This window comes from Embleya scabrispora DSM 41855 (genome assembly GCF_000372745.1).
GTDB lineage: Bacteria > Actinomycetota > Actinomycetes > Streptomycetales > Streptomycetaceae > Embleya > Embleya scabrispora.
Map to the genome: position 1 here is coordinate 1 of NZ_KB889568.1, position 17,300 is coordinate 17,300.

A 17,300-nucleotide genomic window follows, 5' to 3' on the forward strand; every position below is an offset into this window, starting at 1 on the left:
GGAGGGGCTGCGGCCCAGCTCGGCGGCGATCGTGCGGACGCCGGCCTTGTCCCGCAGCCGGTCGGCAATGTGGATGCGGTCGGCTTCGCGCAGGTGTCTCGACGGGCCGGACGAGGGCGCCGCGGTGATCGGCGGCGCCCCCTTCCTGCCTGCGGTCGGGCTGTACCCGTTGCGCCATCGCTTCCCCGTGCGGACGTTGATGCCGACGACCCGGCATGCCTCCGCGAACCCCAGTCCTTGATCCACGAGCCGGAAGTATTCCTCCCGCTCCCGGGCCGGTTTCACGGGACCCTGAGGTTCCCGAGTCCCACGGATCTCGAAGTCCATCGCATCCCCTGAGCTGGGGTGTTGCGACGACCACTAGAACCCAAGGATTCGGCCGGGGCGCTCTTGTTGGAGGCGCCGGCGAAAAGCACGCCTTCGCGCCCGGAAAGACGGACGCCGCACCGCCCGTCGAAGGCCCACCGCGTCCGCCCCGAAGCGCAAGCCGGTATTCCGCAGGGCGTCGCAGCCGGCGACGCACCGCGCACGCGTCGGGCGACCTGCGGAAGAGGGACACTGGAGATGCAGCGGCACCGCACCCGGCGCCGCCGGGTGCCGGTGGGCCGCAGGAGGTCACCATGCCTGACACCGAGGTGCGCGGCGAGCACCGGATTCACGACGACCACCACGGAATGCACTCGCCCCCGCGCGTGGTGGTGCGGGGAAGCGACATGCGCCTGTCCGACGAAGACGCCACATCGGAGCAGACCGCCCACGCCTACGAGACGTCGCAGGCCGAGGGTGACCGCACCGAGGACGAGGACGAAGACGGCTGACCGATCGGATCGACAGGCCCGGCCCCGGCCGGATCGGCAGGAGGCCGCACGGCCTTCGGGAGCGCCAGCGCGGCCGGGAGACCGATGAGGGCACCCACCGCGACCACCGCCACGGCGGTCCGGATCCCGCCCACCGAGACCAGCACCGCCAGGCCGGCACCGGAGCCGAACTGGAGTGCGGTGGACGCCAGTCCGGACGCTGCCCCCTGCTCGGCGTCCGCGACGCCCGACGCCGCGGCGACCCACATCGTGGTGAACACGATGCCGGTGCCCAGCCCGAAGGCGACGATCCCGGGCAGCAGCCCGACGTACGACGAGTCGTTCGTCATCCCCGTCGCCAACACCGCGGCTCCCAACGCGGCGACCGCGAACCCGACCATCAGTGTCCGACGCACGCCCAGCCGCCCCGCGAGGCGCTCACCCGCGAGATTGCCCACCGTGATCGACAACGTCGGACCAAGGAACGCGACCCCCGTGCGCAGCGCCGAAAAGCCCATCTCCCCCTGGAACCACAACGTCAGGAAGAACGGCACCGCCTGCAGGGTCAGTCCGAACACCAGGATCACCCCGGTCGCCGCCGTCAGACCGCGGTGCGTGAACAGGCGCGGCGGCAACAGCGGATCAGCCGTCCGCGACTCCACCGCGACGAATCCCGCGAGCAGCAGCAGCGCCACTCCCGCCGCGCCCAGCACCTGGGGATCCGTCCACCCCCACTCCGGTCCCTGCGCGATCGCGAACACCAGCAGCGTGAGCCCGACCGTGCCGGTCAGCGCCCCCGGGAAGTCGAAGCCGGGCCGCGCCGCGCCCGCGCTGTCGCGCCCGTCGTGCTCCTTGCGTCCGTCCTGTCCCTCGCACCTCTCGCGACCCTTACGTCCCTTACCTCCCTCATGCTCTTCACGCTCGCCGCGCCACGCCGCATCGGCGGGCAGCAGCGCGAACGCGGCCGGCCCGGCGACCACGACCAGCGGCACATTGACGTAGAACACCGCCTGCCAGCCGAACGCACTGGTCAGTACGCCGCCGAGCAGCGCCCCCAGGCTCAGCCCGCCTGCTCCCGACACCGCCCACACGGTCAGCGCCCGGGTCCGCGAACGCCCTTCCGTGAAGAGCGTGTTGACGAGCGACAGCGTCGCGGGGAACAGGATTGCGCCGCCCACACCCTGCAGGGCCCGCGCGCCGATCAGCGGGCCCGGCGCGGTGGCGAGGCCGCCCAGGAGCGAGCCGGCGCCGTACAGCGCCATGCCGAGCACGAACATGCGGCGTCTGCCGAGCAGGTCCGCGAGGCGGCCGCCGAGCAGCAGGAGTCCGCCGTACACGACGGCGTACGAGCTGACGACCCACTGCAGCCCGTGGTCGGAGAAGCCGACGTCGGCGGCGATCTCGGGCAGCGCGACGTACACGATCGTGAAGTCGAGTGCGGTGATCAGGCCCGCGAGGGCGAGGAGGGCGAGTGTCCAGGCGGGGCGTGCGAGGTTGGTGGGGCGTGCGAGGTGGGCAGGCGACGGCATGCAGGCCGACCTCCGGAAAGGGCCTCGGGAGTGAGGCGCGCGGATGGGTCGCTTCCCAGCCTGGGCGGGCCGCCGCGCCCTACCCAGGTCCCGGCTTTGCGTACGCACCGCGTGATCACCCTCGCGCCGTCCCCGGTTATGGTCGCGGTGTGGACGCACGTATCGAACTGAGCGAGTTCCTGAAGTCCCGCCGCGCCCGCCTGAGTCCGGAGGACGTCGGACTGCGGGCGTACGGCGGTCGCCGCCGCGTCGCGGGCCTGCGCCGCGAGGAACTGGCGGGTCTCGCCGGCGTCAGCGTCGCGCACTACACGCGCCTCGAACAGGGCAGGTCCGACAGCGTCTCGGCGGAGGTCCTGGCCGCGATCGGGAAGGCGTTGCGCCTGGACGAGGACGAGCGGACGTACCTGAACCAACTCGCCAGGCCCGACACCCGCACGTGTCCCGCGACCGCAATCCCGCCGCGCCCGGGCCTTCGGCACCTGGTGGCGTCCTTCGACGCGACCCCGGCGATCCTGGTCGGGCGGCACACCGAGATCGTGGCGTGGAACTCGGTCGCGACCGAACTCTTCGGCGACTTCGCGACGATGCCCGAGGGCGAGCGCAGCATCTCCGACCTGATCTTCCGCCGGCCGGACACCCGCGACCTGCACGGCGACGGCTGGGAGCGCACGGCGGTCGAACACGTCGCGCACCTACGGGTGTTGTCCGCCTGCTACCGCGGCGACCGACGCCTCATCGCACACATCGAGCGGCTGCGCGCGACCAGTCCCGAGTTCGCACGGATGTGGTCGTCCCATCCCGTGGCGCGCGCGGGTCACCGGTTCTACCGGCTGCACCACGCCGTCGTCGGCGAGCTGGAGCTGTACGGCGAACTCGTGACGCTGCCCGGCGACCTCGAATACAGCGGCCTCGACCTCTTCGCGGCCGAGCCGGGCTCGGCGTCCGAGCACGCACTGCGCCGCTTGGCCGACCTGGGCCGCGACCGGGACACTGCCGCGCGGGCACCCGCGCCCGCGCCCGCGCCCGTGCCATTGCCATCGTCATCGGTTTCGGGACCGCGTTAGCGGTACTCCCGCAGCCTCGGCCGTACGCCCGCCGGTGCCGGCAGCTCGCCCGCGCCGAGCAGTAGCGGGGGTGCCCGGCACCGGCCCGCAAGCGCACCCTCGGCCGCGTCGATGCGGCGCACGGAGTCGCCGTGGTGGGCCTGCGCGGTGGAGTCCGGCACGCCTATCGCGGCGGTTCTCGGTGCCCATGTGGTCCGGGCGCGGCTGCCCTGGGCGGCGGCGCGTGCGTGTCGCTGGACGGTGTGGCGGCCCCAGCCGAGTTGGCGGGCGACGGATCGCAGGCCGTGGCCTTCGGCGAGAAGTTCGTGGACCAGGGCGTGGTGTCGGCGGGCTCGCTCGGCGAACTTCCCCGTGGGTTCGTGCGATTGCCACGAGCGACGCCACCTTGTCGTGGTCGGTGATCACCGCACCGCCGTAGGAGTGGCCGACCAGAGTCACCGGACCCGGCTGGGCGTCGATCACCTGCCGGGTGGTGCCCACGTCGCCATCCAGCGAGATCGTGGGGTTCCGTACGACGGCCACGGTGTAGCCGTCGGCCTTGAGAGCCGCGTACACGCCCTGCCGGCCGGAGCCGGTCACGAAGCCTTCGTGGACCAGCACGACACTCCCGCGCGGTGCGCGTTCCTCCAGGGTTCATCGAGCCCGAACGCGGCCCATGGTCCGAACTGTAGGAATGTCGGCGATCGTGTCGCCCCGTCAAATGACGTAGCTCCGGGGACCGGTGTCACTGCCGGTTGAGGTGCTCCAATGCGTCCCGCAACCCGGCCCGGGAGGTCACGCCCAGCTTGGGGAACACCTGGTACAGGTGGGTGGAGACGGTACGGGGGGACAGGAACAGCTTCTCGGCGATCTGCTTGTTCGACAAGCCGGCCGCAGCCAGGCCGGCGATCTTTCGCTGCTGCGGTGTCAGCATCGCCGCGTCGCTCCCGGCAGCGGGGGCCATCGCGCCGCCGCAGGCGCGTAGTTCCTGGTTGGCGCGGTGGGACCAAGGGTGCGCGCCGAGCCGCTGGAAGGTCTCCAAGGCCGCAGCCAGGTGCCGTCGGGCCTGGGCCGGTGCCTTGCCGCGGCGTAGCCGCTCTCCGTAGTACAGGTGGATGCGGGCATGGTCGAAGGGCCAGCGTTCGGCTCCTGCGATGGCGAGGGCGTCGGCGAAGCCGGGGTGCGGGTCGTCGCCGGCCGCCAGGGCGGCGGACGCGTGCTGCAGCATCCGCAGGCGCGGGGACAGCACGTCCAGCCGGGCGCTGCGGGCGGCGGCGACGTGGCGAACCGCTGCTTCACGGCGTCCGGTTCGTACCGCCGCCTCGACCAGGTCCATGACTGCCCAGAGCGCGTGCGGCGCGAACGGGGGCAGGGTGCCCGCGGGAGCGAAGAGCGTCACTTGGCGGTACGCCTCATCGAAGTCGCCTTGTCCGAGGGCGAACAACGCTTTGGCATGGGCGATGTAGGCGTGCACGGCGTCGGCGCGTCGGGGGCCGGCCCACTGCTGCATCCGGTCGGTCAGGCAGCGGGTCCGGGCGTGGTCGCCGCAGGCTGCGGCGGTGCAGGCCAGGAGGAAGTTCCCGGCGAACGCCGGCATGGGGTAGTGGTACTGCTCGCACAGCTCCAAGCCTTCGCCGACGGCTTGGCGCAGGTCCGGCCACTGGCCGGTCAGCCAGGCGCGGTTGGCCGGCAGGAACAGGGCGTCGATCGCGGTGGTGACGTTCTCGCCGCAGCGTCCCGCGGCCGCGACGCGGTGCAGAGCTTCCGCACACCCGTCGAGCCGGTCCACATACGCGCCGGCGATGGCCACTCGGACGATACGCAGGGGATCCGCCGTATGGGGCAGTGTGGCGATGGCCGCGTCCAACCGTGCCAGGTCGGCCGGGTCGGTGCGGGCCGGATCGACGAAAGTGCTGCGGGCGATCGCCAACAGGTCGGGGGCGGCCGGGTACTTGGCGGTCGCGGTGTCGAAGGGGGCCCACAGGTCGGGCCGGCCGCCGAAGAAGCACACCAGCAGCAGGGTGTGCAGTGCCTCGTCGAGGGTAGCGTCGCCCGGATCGTACGGTGCGGGCTGTGCGGCGATGGCGCCGCACAGCAGGCGGTGCGCGGTGTCGATGTCGCCGGAGCTGTTGAGCAGGTACGTAGCCCCGGCGGCTGCGGCGGCCAGTGATCCCGTTCCGGGCGCGGTACGGCGGGCATCCTCCAGCAGGCGCGGGACATCGCGGACGTCGCCGGTGAGGTTCGCGCCGACGTACGCCGCCTTGGCCAGCCGCCGGGCCCGTTCGGACCCCGCCGGGCTCAGCTCGGCGGCGCGCAGCAGCGCCGCCACCGCGCTCGGCCCGTCGCCACGTCGGGCGTTGGTGTCGGCGCCATCCTCCAGCAGATCGGCGATCTGGTGCGGGCGCAGGCCCGAGGGGCCGGCGTTCGGTCCTCCGAGAGCGACGGGCAACTTGTGGGCCGCTTGAGCCGGCTTGAAGCGTCCGTTGCACCGCGGTGCGTTCCGGATCCACGGCGGCAGGGCGACCGTTTCGGACCGGTGACCGGCCTCCGGTCCGACTCGTAGCCGCCCGGACCACGACCGCCGGCCTGCGGGGCCGGCGCAATCGAGCCACAAGACGGGCAGCGGATGTTTGTTGCGTGAGCCAAGGGCCGCGCTCCACCGTCTGCGAACGCGCTGGTGGGTGAGATACGCGGCGTCCGTCCTTGGCAGCATCCGTCCCAGATCCACTGGGTCCTGCTCGGCACACGGAGCGGGTCGATCATCTTTGGGGGAATCATGCGCGTCCGCGCTTTCACCGCTGCTCTGTCGGGAGCTCTGACCTTTTGCGCCTTTGGCGCCGCACCAGCGCAGGCCGGTCCCGTCAGCCCCACGACGATCATGGCCGTCACGGTCAACGGTGGTCAGCCCATCGCGGTCGGCACCGCCACGAAGACCATCAGCGCCGCCGTGCTCGGCACCAACGACTCCGGGATCGGCGCCGGGATCGTCTTCCTCTGGCATGGCGCCACCGACTACGCGCACCGGGACGCCACACTCTCGGATTCGAACCCGGGCGTGTGCTTCTCCCCCGGCACCTTGGGGCACTGCACATCGACGATCGGCATCACCCCGGCCGGGGACACCGACAAGGCTCTGTACAGCAACTCCCTCGCCGGAACGTGGAAGGTCGCGACCTTCGTGTGGGGCAACAACCATCAGTTGGGCTACTCGTACCAGTACTCCACCGTCCAGGTGCTGAGGCAGGCGAAGCTCTCGGCCGACGCCGCTCCCGAGCCGGCGCACGCGGGCCAGACGATCAACGTCTCCGGCAAGCTCGTCCGCGCGGACTGGGAGACCGGCGCGGACGCGGGCTATGCGAACCAGCCCGTGAAGCTCCAGTTCCACAAGACGGGGAGCACCGGCTTCGTCACTCTCAAGACGGTGATGACCGGTTCAGGGGGAGTCCTCAACACCACGGTCAAGGTGTCCGCCAACGGCTCCTACCGGTTCGCGTTCGCCGGCGACGCCACCACCTCGGCGGTCCAGTCGGTCGAAGACGTCGTCAACCTCGATTAGCCGCAGAGGCCGTCCTGCCGTCCACCGGCGTAGGGCGCTGTCGACGGGGCGGCCGGCCGGCCGCAGTTGCCGGCACCGCGCCCGGCCGCACGGTCCGCCGCCTCACCAGCGAGAACACCGCATCCCGGCGCGATCCGACACCTCATGCCGAACTGCGCGTTCCGGCAGCGGACACCGGAAGAGAACGACCTCTGGCAGCTCGCTGCCCCCGTGCTTGAAGCGGGCGCAGCCGTTGGCTCCTGTGGCGTGCCACCATGTGTGGATCACGACAGGGGGCGATGATGCGCGACGGGCTGCATATCAGCGTGTTGGGCGAGGTGAGAGCCACGTTCCAGGACCAGGTCGTGGATCTGGGAGGGCTTCGGCAGCGCGCTGTGCTGGCCCTCCTGCTGGTGGCACGGGGCGGGATCATCACCAGTGACCAGCTGGTCGACGGGGTGTGGGGCGGGTCGCCGCCGCCAAGGGCGCAAGGCGCGCTGCACGCGTACGTCTCGCACCTGCGACGCCGGCTCGAACCCGGACGGGAGGCCAGGTCCCGCAGCGGCTTCATCGTCAGTGAGGGCTCCGGCTACGTCTTGCGGATACCGGACGAAGCAGTCGACGCGTGGCGCTTCGAACAGTCACTGCGGCATGCCGCCACGATCACCGACCCGGCCGAGGTGGTGCCGGTTCTCGAGGGCGGACTGGCGCTGTGGCGAGGACCGGCGTTCGCCGAGTACTCGGCAGAGCTGTGGGCCCGGGGGGAGACCGCACGGCTGGCGGAGTTGCGTGAGGTGGCTCGTGAGCGGCTGCTCGCCGCACGTCTCCAGCGTGGTGAGGACGCGGTCCTCGTGCCGGAGATCGAGGCACTGATCGGACAGGACCCGCTGCGTGAGGAACGCTGGCGTCTGCTCGCCCTCGCCCTCTATCGTTCGCACCGGCAGGGCGACGCGCTGAGCGCGTTGCGGCGCGCCAGACAGGTCCTCGCCGAGGAACTCGGGACCGATCCCGGCTTCGCTCTGCGCACCCTCGAAGCGGACGTTCTCGCACAGTCACCGGCGCTCGACCGGCCTGCACCTGCCGGATTCGCGCGCCAAGAGGCACCGGCCGCGGCCCCGGAGGGGACGCGAATACGGCCGGCCGGTGCAGCCCGATCGGCTTCCCGGGGCGCGGACGTCCTGGTGGACCGGGACCGGCAGCTGACCGAACTGGGCGACTGTCTGGCCGGTGCGCTGAAGGGCAGGGCCGGCATAGTCCTCGTGGAGGGCCCCGCCGGTATCGGCAAGAGCCGCCTGCTCGCCGAGGTTCGCCGGCTGGCCGCCGAACACGAGGTGCTGACGCTGACCGCACGCGGCAGCCAGCGTGAGAAGGACTACGGATACGGCGCCGTGCGCCAACTCCTCGAACGCCTGGTCGTCAGACGCGGCGGCGAACTGATGACCGGAGCCGCCGCCGCGTCCACCGCGGTCTTCGACCCCGACGCAGCCGACCACGGCCACCAGCCCGACAGCTACGCGGTCCTGAACGGCCTCTACCAGCTGACCCTCAGGCTCGCCGCCGAACGCCCCCTCCTCCTGGCCATCGACGACCTGCAGTGGTGCGACACCGGCTCGCTCCGCTTTCTGGCCCATCTCGCGGGCCGCCTCGAAGGACTCCCCATCCTCATCGCCGTCACCCTGCGTACAGGCGAACCGCACCATGACGGGGAGCTGCTGGCCGAACTCGCCGACAACGCCGCCGCCCTGCGGATCCATCCCACTCCGCTCACGCCGGCGGGCGTCGCAGATGTGGTCCGCGACGCGCTGGGCGAGTCTCCCGACGCGACGTTCGCCGACGCCTGCCACCGGGCCACGTCCGGCAACCCCCTGCTCCTGCGCCAGTTGGTGCGGGCGCTCCAGTCACGCGGCATCCGGCCCGAGGCCGCCCAGGCCGGCACCGTCACCTCGGTAGGATCCAGGGCCGTCTCCCAGCTGGTCCTCAGCCGCCTCGCCCGGCTGCCCGCCGACGCGACAGCCGCGGCCCAGACGGTCGCCGTCCTCGGCGACGGCGCGACACTGCCCGATGTCGCCGCCGTCATGGAAGTGTCCGAGAACGAGGCGGCGGACGCCATCGCGCCCCTGGTCCGCGCCGAAATCATCCGCGACCACTACCCGTTCGGCTTCGTTCACCCCCTCGTGGGAGACGCCGTCTACCGGGACCTGCCGCCCGGCGAAAGACAACTGCGTCACGAGCGGGCCGCCCGCATCCTGCACGCCTCGGCCTCACCCCCCGAGCAGACGGCGGCCCACCTGCTGCTCACCCCGCACCGCGGCGACCCCTGGGTCGTCGACATGCTGTGCACAGCTGCCCGGGAAGCCGCGGGCCGCGGTGCCGCCGACGCCTCGGCCACCTACCTCACCCGCGCTCTGCGGGAGCCGCCCAGCCCCGCCCGACAGCCCGAGGTGCTCCTCGAACTCGGCCGCGCCGAGACCCTCGGCAACGGTCCCGCCGCGGTGGAACACCTGCGTCAGGCCTACGAGACGCTGACCGACCCGCCGCGCCGGGCCGCCGCGGCGCTTCTCCTCTCCCGGATCCTGGTCTTCGCCGGCAGGCAGGGTCAGGCGACCGAGTTCGCCCGGCGCGCCGCGGCCCGGCTGCCCGCCGAACTGAAGGACGAACGGCAGGGCCTGCTGGCGCTGGAGCGGATGAGCGCCTACATGCACGGCCTGGACCGGCAGCCGTGGCGCAGTCCGCAGGACCCCGTCATCGACGGCGACGGGTCCGGCGCCCGGATGCTCGCCGCCTACCTGTCCTGGGAAGCGGCCCAGGACGGGAGTGAACGCAGCGGGGCCGTCGCGCTCGCCCGCTCCGCCGTCGCCGACCGGGTACTGCTGGACGCCGGGGAAGAGCTGCTCTGGTACGCCGCCGCCATCGTCCTGCACCTGGCGGACGAGGAGGTCGGAGAGCTGTGGGGCGCGGCACTGGCCCGCGCCGACGAGCGCGGCTCGCTGTTCTCCGTCCTCTCGACCCACATGTGGCGGGGTTTCACACAGTGGGACCAGGGAGATCTCCGAGGGGCGCTGAAGTCCCTCACGATCTCCGTGGAGCAGCACCAGACCTGGGGCCTCGCACCCGGTGCCTCACGAGGCTGGGACTTCTTGACGGGAGTCCTGCTGGATCTGGGCGATACCGCCGGTGCCCGCGCGTGCCTGGATCGCATGCGCGCCTTGGCCAGGGATACCGAGGGCGCCCTCCTCGCCAGGGAGACGCAGGCCAGGGTGCTCATCGCGGAAGGGCGTCATGACGAGGCGCTCACCAGCTTGGACGCCGCCCGGCAGCTGCGGCCGTCCGTGGTCAACCACGCCTGGCGGCCTTGGGCGCCGCTGCGCGTCCGGGCGCTGGCGGGTGTCGGCGAACGGGCCGAGGCGGAGACCCTCGCCAGGGAGCAACTCGCGCTGGCCCGCCGATGGGGCGCGCCGAGCATGGTGGGTCGGTCCTTGCGGATGCTGGGCGAGCTGCGCGGCGCCCACGGGGTGCCCGAACTCCGGGAGGCGGTGACGCTGCTCGCGCCTGGCCCCGCCCGTCTCGAACATGCCCGCGCCCTGTACTCCCTGGCGGTCCACGGCGCTTCCCAGGAGGCCGAGTCCGCCTTGCGCCAGGCGTACCCCATCGCTGAGCGCTGTGGGGCCGCCGGCCTCCTCCGGTCGATCGGCGACCTCATGGGCAGGCGTAGGTGAAGGTGGCCGACGCGTCTGCCGGGTCGGGCGACAGGATCTCCAGGGTGGCGGTCGCCCGCACGGTCCCGTGGCCGTCGAAGGTCCAGCGCAGGACGACGTCCGTCCGGTGCGCGTCCTGGGCGACCCGCTGCCGGAAAATGTCGGAAACCGTGCCGTCGCTGCGCTTCCAGCGGTAGGTCACCGTGCCTTCACGGCCGTTGGTGTGCAGGGTGCCGATGACCGTGGCGGTGCCGTCGCAGGCCGGACCCGCGGCATCGGTGTGGACGGTGGCTCCGGTCACGGCCAGCGCGGGTGCGTACCGCTGCCAGGCGAGGTAGGCCGCCACCGCGATCAGTACGACCGCCGGCAACAGCCAGCCGCCGAGGACGCCCCTGCGCGGTCTACGTCGGCGTGGGACGTCCTGCGGCCTCGGGCCCGGGGATACGGTGCCGTGCCAGACGCTCGCCACCCGGCCGTCGGTGGTGTTTGTCAGGGCGGGCACTCCGGGGCCGAAGCGGGGCGCCTCCTCCGACCCCGGTGCGACGGGTTCCGGAGCGTGCAGTGTGGCGGCGAGGGCAGCGGGCGTCAGTCGTACGGTGCCGATTTCGTCCGCGTGCGGACGACGCACGGTTGCCCCCGGTGTGACGGGTTCCGGAGCGTGGAGCGTGGCGGCGAGGGCAGCGGGCGTCAGTCGTACGGTGCCGACCTCGTTCGCGGTGGGAAGGCGTACGGTGCTCTCCTCGGGGCTGTCCTGAGGCGTTTCCTGAGGTGTCGTCATCCGGCATCCTCTCCTTCGTACGGCGTGGATCCCCGGACTCTCAGCGGGGCGGGTTGCAGCCGGAGGGCGCTGAGACGGTCACGAAGGCACCGCTGCCGGAATCGGCGGCCGGGCTGGTCGAGACCTTGACGCCGAGGTAGGGCGAGCGTTCCGGGGTGATGAACGTGTGGGTGTACCTGCCGGAGACCTGTGTCCGCCCCTCGGGAAGGGCGACCGCGTCGGTGGCGACCACCGTCCCGACCGCCCTGGCGGAGGAACCGGTGAACCAGGTCAGGTTGAGCGTTCCGTCGGCGGCCCCGTCGGTCAGTACGGTCACGGAAGCCACCAGGGCGCACCCGGAGCCCAGTGGACCGCTCGCGTCGATCTTCACGGAGACGACATGGAGTTCCGGCGCCGGGGTGGCGGGCGGCACGGTGGTGCCCCCGCCGGAGGTACTGCCGCTGCCCGTTCCCCCCGAGGTGCCGGTGCCCCCGCCGGGCGATCCGCCCGACCCGCCCGACGACCCTCCCGAGGCGCCACCCCCGGTGGAGCCGGAACCGGACGAGCCGCTGCCTCCCCCGCCACTCGACGAACCACCGGGGAGGTCGTTCCGGCCCGCGGGGCTGTCCGTGCCCGGCGCCGCCACGCCCCCGGCTGACGGCTCGTCAGTCGCCTCCGGCGCCGAAGCGGACACACTGGGTGCTCCGGTCGTCGACGGCTCCTCGCTCGCGGCTGCGCTCGCGGAAGCACTGCCGGATGGGGAACCGGACGTCGAAGGGCCGGACGCCGCCACCGGTTCGTTCACCGGGTGGCCGCTGCCCACGGCCACCGCGGTCACCGTGATCCCACCGAGCAGCAGCGCGCCGGCGGCCATCCCGGCCAGGGCCTTTCCCTTGCGGTTCAGCGGCGGACGACTGTATTTGCCCCGTTCCGGGCCGGGGCCGGGCCCGAGGCTGGGGGTGGCGCTTGAGCTGAGGCCGGGGCCGGGGCCGGGGCCGGGGTCGGGGCCGAGGTCGGTGGTGGCCAGCGCCGTGGTGCCCGAGGCGCCGCCGGGGTTCGCCCAGGGGAACAGCAGGGGCAGCAGGGCCGCCAGTGCGGCGAGTTTGCGCTGCCCCCGTTCCTCCCAGTCCTCGCCGTAAGCGGCTGCCGCCACGGCTTCGAGCTCGGCTACGAAGTCCGCAGCGCTTGCCGGACGTTGCCCGGGCGTCTTGGCGAGACCGCTGCGGATCAACGGGCGCACCCGCTCGGGGGCGAGTGCGTCCGGGACGGGCGCCGCCATGTGCTGCATCGCCAGTTCCCTGACGGTCTCGCCGGCGTACGGCTTGGCGCCGGTGAGGCACTCGAAGAACGTGGCGGTCGCCGCGTACACATCCGTCGCGGGACTCGCCGGCCGGCCGGTCCACTGCTCGGGCGCCATGTACATGGGGGTACCGGCCGATTCCCCGGCTTCCCCACTGGGCACCGCGATGCCGAAGTCGACCAGCTTGGACGTCCCGTCAGCGGCGATCAGGACGTTGTCGGGCTTGTAGTCCCGGTGTACCACCCCCGCCGCATGGGCGGCGGCAAGGCCGAGCAGCGATCCCTTGAGCACGGCGAGTGCCGCCTCGGGCTCGGTGGCGCCCTCCTGCCTGAGCAGTGCGCGGAGCGGAATACCGTCCACCAGCTCCATGACGATCGCCGCACCGAAGGACGTCTCCACGTACTCGTAGAACTCGACCACATAGGGGGACCGAAGGGCGCCCAGCAGCTTGGCCTCGGCGCGGAACCCGGCGAGGAACGTGCCGTCGCCACGCAGCCGTTCCGAGAGGAACTTGATCGCCACCGGCGACCCGGTCCCGTCATGCCGGGCGAGAATCACCCGGCCACTCGCGCCCGAACCCAGCCCCCTCGACGGCGTGTATCCGGGAACCATCCACGGGTCCGCGTCGGGTCCGTCGGCCGCGGGGAAGTCCTGCGGCCCGCTCATGCGACACGTCTGTCCGCGGCGAGGCCGGCAAGGAGCCCCTCGCACACCTGGGAGCCCCACGCGCGCGGGCCGTGAACAGGCGCCCCCTGGAGCACGCCGCCACGGTGGGCACCGACGACCGTCGGATTCAGCATTTCTTCCGTCCTCGTTCTGTCGGATGTGCGTGAGTCGCCCTACATGCGCATGGTTCGCTCTCGGTCTTGCGGCTCACTTGCATCCGCTCCGGAGCGTCCGGAACTCCGGACGGGTACGGCCCGGTGCCGTGGTTGTGCCGGAGAACCGGACCAGGCGGTCCGGCGGGCCGCGAGGCCGACCGTCGGCCGATCAGCAGGAACCACCACAGGGCGCGGGCGCCGGTGAAAACCGCGCCCTGTATGATCCACTCCATGCCGAGGCGCCCGCGGGGCAGTCGGGTACGTTCACCTCGGAGATGTACGGCCCGCCCGAGACGTCAGAGTTCGCCCAGGATCCTTGCCTTGGCCTGCTCGAATTCCGCGGGCGTCAGGGCACCCGAGGCCAGCAGCGCCCGCAGCCGTTCGAGTCGCACGAGTGGATCGCCGGCCGGTGCCGGAGACCCGCCCGCGGACGCCTGGTGGCGCAATAGGAGGCGGATCATGTCCCCTCCCCGCCCGGTGTACGGGTGGGCCGGGCGAGGTCCGGCGATCTCGCCGTCCGGCGCGAACGGCTCGGGGGTGCCACCCCGGAGGCATGCCCTGAGCAGAAAGACGCTCAGCATTCCCGTGATCAAAGATATCGGCAGCGCGAACGCCCATTGAGCGGTTCCCGCAGGGCATTCGCGCTTCGACACGTAAACCCCACCCGACGAACAACTACCGGTGCGTGCCAGTTGATAGAAACTGTATGCGGCGACTGCCAGCGACGTGAGGAGCAAAAAGCCACCGACACCGGCGCGCAGAAAGGATTTCATGATCCCAGACCCCCTGAACAGCGTAGCTTGCGGGCCGGCGAAGGACGCCGGCGTCCCGTCCACGGAACACGGGAGACGACACCGGGAGAGAAGGGCTTCGTCGACGGCGCCACCAAATTGGCGACACTGGGGAACGCGTAAGCCGGCGGGCAGGCGCATCCCGAGGGGTGCGGTGATCGATCCGGCCTTGCTGACCAGGTCGTAGATCTCGTTGCTCGCAAGCGACTTGGCGAACCGCGGAAATGCGTCGGCGTCCGTCGGAGGGGCTTCTTCGCCGACACCTGTGAGCGTAACCGCCCATCGGTCACAAGGGTGACCTTCTCGCGGAACTCGCTCGGCACGCGGGCGGCGAGCATGCCGCCGATGCTGCCGCCGACGACGACCGCGAGCCCCAACCGTAGTGTCACGAACAGCCCCTTCGGCGCTGATGGGTTCGGGCCGGTGGAAGCGCGAAAAACGGAAGACGCGGATGTCGCCTGCGTCGTTCCGGGCTTCGGCCGGGCCCCGTTCCGGTGGACGAATCCCCGGCCGAGCCAACACTCCTCCGCCCCCCTTGCGGTGGACTTGCGACCGACTAGCACCTCGGCCGGCCCGCCGGAGGCCAGGAACCTCCCGCCGGCCCGGACTTCCGCTGTCGCCGACGAACGGGATCCCGGCGGAATCCGCAACCGCCTTCGCGCCGCCGTGTCCGCCCGAGGCTGCGCGGGGCGGGAGCGCGCGACGCACGGGCCACGCAAGAACGATGCAAGGCGTGTGCCGGAACTTTGGTGACGAGCGGCGAGGGACCGTGTGCACCGGCGCCGGAGAGCATTTCGCCCACCCCTCACGCAACCGCGCCTCGAGCGACCGGGCACGCCTGGACGCTCGCGGACCTACCTCTGGGAGAGTCATGCGAATACGCACGATCACCGCCGCCCTGTGGGGCGTCCTGGCCCTCACCGTGCTCGGAGCCCCGGCAGCACACGCGGCCGGAAGCGACGACAACACCACGGCCAGGTCGGCGACACACAATCCGCCGATGTATGCCGTGCCGCCGGATCCGTATGTCGTGTCGGGCGGCTCGGCGACGCACAATCCGCCGACCTACGCCGTGCCGCCGGACCCGTACTTCGTGTAGGGAACCGCACGGCGAACGCACCACGACGAGTTGAACGGGGTCATGGCGGTACTCGTACGTGGGCGGTCGCGTTCCGGGTAGAGCCGGCCCCGGACCGCACCCGCACACGCGGGAAGCGGCTTTCGGAGGAGGCTCGTTGTCGTCCTCCGCCGGAGGCTCGGCCCCGCATACGGGATGACGTTGGCGAACGCGGGTTCCTCGCCTCGCCCCGCCGGGTGTCACCCGGCGGGGCGAAGCGCTGCCGGCCGGCCGGCGCGGGCCCGCGCCCGGCGGCGTTGGGCACGGTGGACGAGCTGGAGACACGGCCGTGTGGGTCACAGGCGGCAACGTACGAGATCCGGGTCGGGGTTGGGGTCAGGTCAGGGAGAGATGGGTGAGGCGGGCTGCTGTGTGAAGGTCCGTCTCGATGCGGGCGGCGGTGGAGAGCAGGGCCGGGAGGTCGCCGAGATCCCGGGCGTCACCGGCGCCGACAGCCCCGCCCTGACCGGAGTTGCCAACATCCCCGACGACACCGGATCCCCCCGCGGCTGCCCGGGTGCTCTCGCGCCACTGACAAGGACAGGTGTACCGGGCGGGATGGGGTTGTTCGCGGTCGTGCCGCAGCCGTGTTCTGATGGATGGGTGAGCGAAAACGGCTCCATGCGCTTGTTCGTGGCGCTCGTGCCGCCCCCCGAAGCGGTGGCGGAATTGCGTCGTGCCGTCGACCCGATCCGCTCCCGGTACGACGGGCTGCGCTGGACCGGGCCCCAAGGTTGGCACCTCACTCTCGCCTTTCTCGGCACGGTGGAGCCGAAGACCCGGATCGAGTTGGAGACCCGGCTCGCCCGCGTCGCCGCGCGCCATCCGCCGCGGAACCTCGCGCTCACCGGCAGCGGCCGTTTCGGCGATCGCACCCTGTGGATCGGGATCCGGGGCGATCGGCGGGCGATGGCCGCCCTGGCCGTGGCCGTACGGCGCGCGGCCGGCAAATGCCATATCCCGATCGAGGACCGGCCGTGGCACGGTCACGTGACTCTGGCCCGCGCCGCCCAACCACGCGGGGCGGGCGGGCGGCGCCCTCGGGGCAGTGCGCTCACCGCCCCGGCGGCCGATCTCGCCGGATTCGACGGGGTGGAATGGACCGCCGCCCGGCTGCACCTGGTGCGGAGCGTCATCGGCAACGGCCCGGCCCAGTACCACGACGTGGCGACGTGGCCGTTGGTGGGCAGGCTCTCATCGCACGTCCGCGCGGGAACCCGGGATGGTGCCGAGGAGTCCTGTTCGAAGTGAGCACCGCCTGAGCCGTACCGCTTGTCGCAGGGGCGGAGTACCGTTCCCGGTCCGTTGACCCCCGGGAGCCGCACGGCCGCCCCCGCACATGGCGCCCGGGACGCACAGCGTTCCGGGCCACACAGAGCAAGCTCAGTCGTATTCGACCAGCCGGTATCCGACGCCGCGCACGGTCTCGATCACGGGCCTACGGCCCGCCGCGCCCGACGGCCCGGCCGTACCCGTACCCGTGTCGCGACCCTCGCGGCCGATCTTGCGCCTGAGGTAGCCCACGTACACCTCGACCACGTTCGCGGGCCCTTCGTAGTGCGCGTCCCACACGTTCGCCAGGATCTCGGTCTTCGACACCGCGTCGCCCGCACGCCGCATCAGGAACTCCAGCAACGCGAACTCGCGTGGGGTCAGCCGTGTTTCCTCGCCGTCGATCTCGACGCGGCGGCGCGCGGGGTCCAGGGTGAGGCCGCCCACNTCGAGCACCGCGGGCCGTACCGGCGCCCCCCGACGCACCAGCGCGCGCAGACGCGCGATCAGGACCACGAAGCTGAACGGCTTGGTGAGGTAGTCGTCCGCGCCCAGATCGAACGCGTCCGCCTGGTCGTACTCGCCGTCCTTCGCGGTCAGCATCAACACCGGAGTCCACACGCCCGCCGCGCGAAGCCGCTCA

The 17,300-nt window shown here is 72.0% G+C and carries 14 protein-coding genes and 1 pseudogene; 6 read left to right on the forward strand and 9 right to left on the reverse strand.

The genetic code is table 11. The features are described 5' to 3' along the window. A partial coding sequence (locus A3IC_RS52695) for a helix-turn-helix domain-containing protein (protein ID WP_158695818.1) occupies positions 1 to 327 on the reverse strand: 327 nt, incomplete at its 3' end. A 293-nt stretch (positions 328 to 620) separates the two neighbouring features. Here A3IC_RS52695 and A3IC_RS0105590 point away from each other — a divergent pair. Next, positions 621 to 818, forward strand: coding sequence for a hypothetical protein (locus tag A3IC_RS0105590; RefSeq protein WP_026217921.1), 198 nt, complete (start codon positions 621 to 623; stop codon positions 816 to 818). Here the strand turns inward: A3IC_RS0105590 and A3IC_RS64290 are convergent. Beyond that, positions 761 to 2,326: an MFS transporter gene (locus A3IC_RS64290; RefSeq protein WP_020549081.1), complete on the reverse strand. Its 1,566-nt coding sequence runs from the start codon at positions 2,324 to 2,326 to the stop codon at positions 761 to 763. The genes A3IC_RS0105590 and A3IC_RS64290 overlap by 58 nt on opposite strands. A 149-nt stretch (positions 2,327 to 2,475) precedes the next feature. On the opposite strand from A3IC_RS64290, the gene A3IC_RS52700 reads away from it, so the two are divergent. Beyond that, positions 2,476 to 3,390: a helix-turn-helix domain-containing protein gene (locus tag A3IC_RS52700; protein ID WP_020549082.1), complete on the forward strand. Its 915-nt coding sequence runs from the start codon at positions 2,476 to 2,478 to the stop codon at positions 3,388 to 3,390. On the opposite strand, the gene A3IC_RS72945 is transcribed toward A3IC_RS52700, so the two are convergent. From A3IC_RS72945 to A3IC_RS52705, 3 genes and pseudogenes are all read right to left on the reverse strand, one after another. Further along, positions 3,387 to 3,551 (reverse strand): hypothetical protein, encoded by a 165-nt coding sequence (locus A3IC_RS72945; RefSeq protein WP_020549083.1) that lies wholly within the window; start codon positions 3,549 to 3,551, stop codon positions 3,387 to 3,389. The two genes, A3IC_RS52700 and A3IC_RS72945, sit on opposite strands and share 4 nt — an antisense overlap. 31 nt (positions 3,552 to 3,582) lie before the next feature. Continuing rightward, a pseudogene (locus A3IC_RS64295) lies at positions 3,583 to 3,990 on the reverse strand (alpha/beta fold hydrolase); the annotation flags it as partial. Between the two features lie 124 nt (positions 3,991 to 4,114). Then, positions 4,115 to 5,818 carry a helix-turn-helix domain-containing protein gene (locus A3IC_RS52705; RefSeq protein WP_020549084.1) on the reverse strand — a complete coding sequence of 568 codons (1,704 nt, stop codon included), beginning with the start codon at positions 5,816 to 5,818 and terminating at the stop codon, positions 4,115 to 4,117. Positions 5,819 to 6,247: 429 nt separating this feature from the next. Here A3IC_RS52705 and A3IC_RS68340 point away from each other — a divergent pair, with 429 nt between their 5' ends. Then, positions 6,248 to 6,925 (forward strand): hypothetical protein, encoded by a 678-nt coding sequence (locus tag A3IC_RS68340; protein ID WP_020549085.1) that lies wholly within the window; start codon positions 6,248 to 6,250, stop codon positions 6,923 to 6,925. Between the two features lie 281 nt (positions 6,926 to 7,206). Continuing rightward, positions 7,207 to 10,620: an ATP-binding protein gene (locus tag A3IC_RS0105625; RefSeq protein WP_158695819.1), complete on the forward strand. Its 3,414-nt coding sequence runs from the start codon at positions 7,207 to 7,209 to the stop codon at positions 10,618 to 10,620. On the opposite strand, the gene A3IC_RS61835 is transcribed toward A3IC_RS0105625, so the two are convergent. The 3 genes from A3IC_RS61835 to A3IC_RS68345 form a co-directional block, all read right to left on the reverse strand. Continuing rightward, a complete protein-coding gene (locus A3IC_RS61835) occupies positions 10,601 to 11,377 on the reverse strand; it encodes a hypothetical protein (RefSeq protein WP_020549087.1) in 777 nt (258 codons plus the stop codon). The genes A3IC_RS0105625 and A3IC_RS61835 overlap by 20 nt on opposite strands. 40 nt (positions 11,378 to 11,417) lie before the next feature. Beyond that, complete coding sequence (locus tag A3IC_RS0105635) at positions 11,418 to 13,322, reverse strand: serine/threonine-protein kinase (protein ID WP_020549088.1); 1,905 nt, start codon at positions 13,320 to 13,322, stop codon at positions 11,418 to 11,420. A 451-nt stretch (positions 13,323 to 13,773) separates the two neighbouring features. Beyond that, positions 13,774 to 14,250 carry an SHOCT domain-containing protein gene (locus A3IC_RS68345; RefSeq protein ID WP_158695820.1) on the reverse strand — a complete coding sequence of 159 codons (477 nt, stop codon included), beginning with the start codon at positions 14,248 to 14,250 and terminating at the stop codon, positions 13,774 to 13,776. A gap of 889 nt (positions 14,251 to 15,139) precedes the next feature. On the opposite strand from A3IC_RS68345, the gene A3IC_RS0105645 reads away from it, so the two are divergent. Together A3IC_RS0105645 and thpR are read left to right on the forward strand one after the other, a co-directional pair. Next, positions 15,140 to 15,367 (forward strand): hypothetical protein, encoded by a 228-nt coding sequence (locus A3IC_RS0105645; protein WP_020549090.1) that lies wholly within the window; start codon positions 15,140 to 15,142, stop codon positions 15,365 to 15,367. A 621-nt stretch (positions 15,368 to 15,988) separates the two neighbouring features. Continuing rightward, the gene (gene thpR / locus A3IC_RS52715; protein WP_245599158.1) at positions 15,989 to 16,636 is read left to right on the forward strand and encodes an RNA 2',3'-cyclic phosphodiesterase; all 648 of its coding nucleotides are present in this window, start codon (positions 15,989 to 15,991) and stop codon (positions 16,634 to 16,636) included. Positions 16,637 to 16,768: 132 nt separating this feature from the next. On the opposite strand, the gene A3IC_RS52720 is transcribed toward thpR, so the two are convergent. Next, positions 16,769 to 17,300, reverse strand: a 532-nt coding sequence (locus A3IC_RS52720) for a response regulator transcription factor (RefSeq protein WP_020549092.1), incomplete at its 5' end; no start/stop codon positions are given.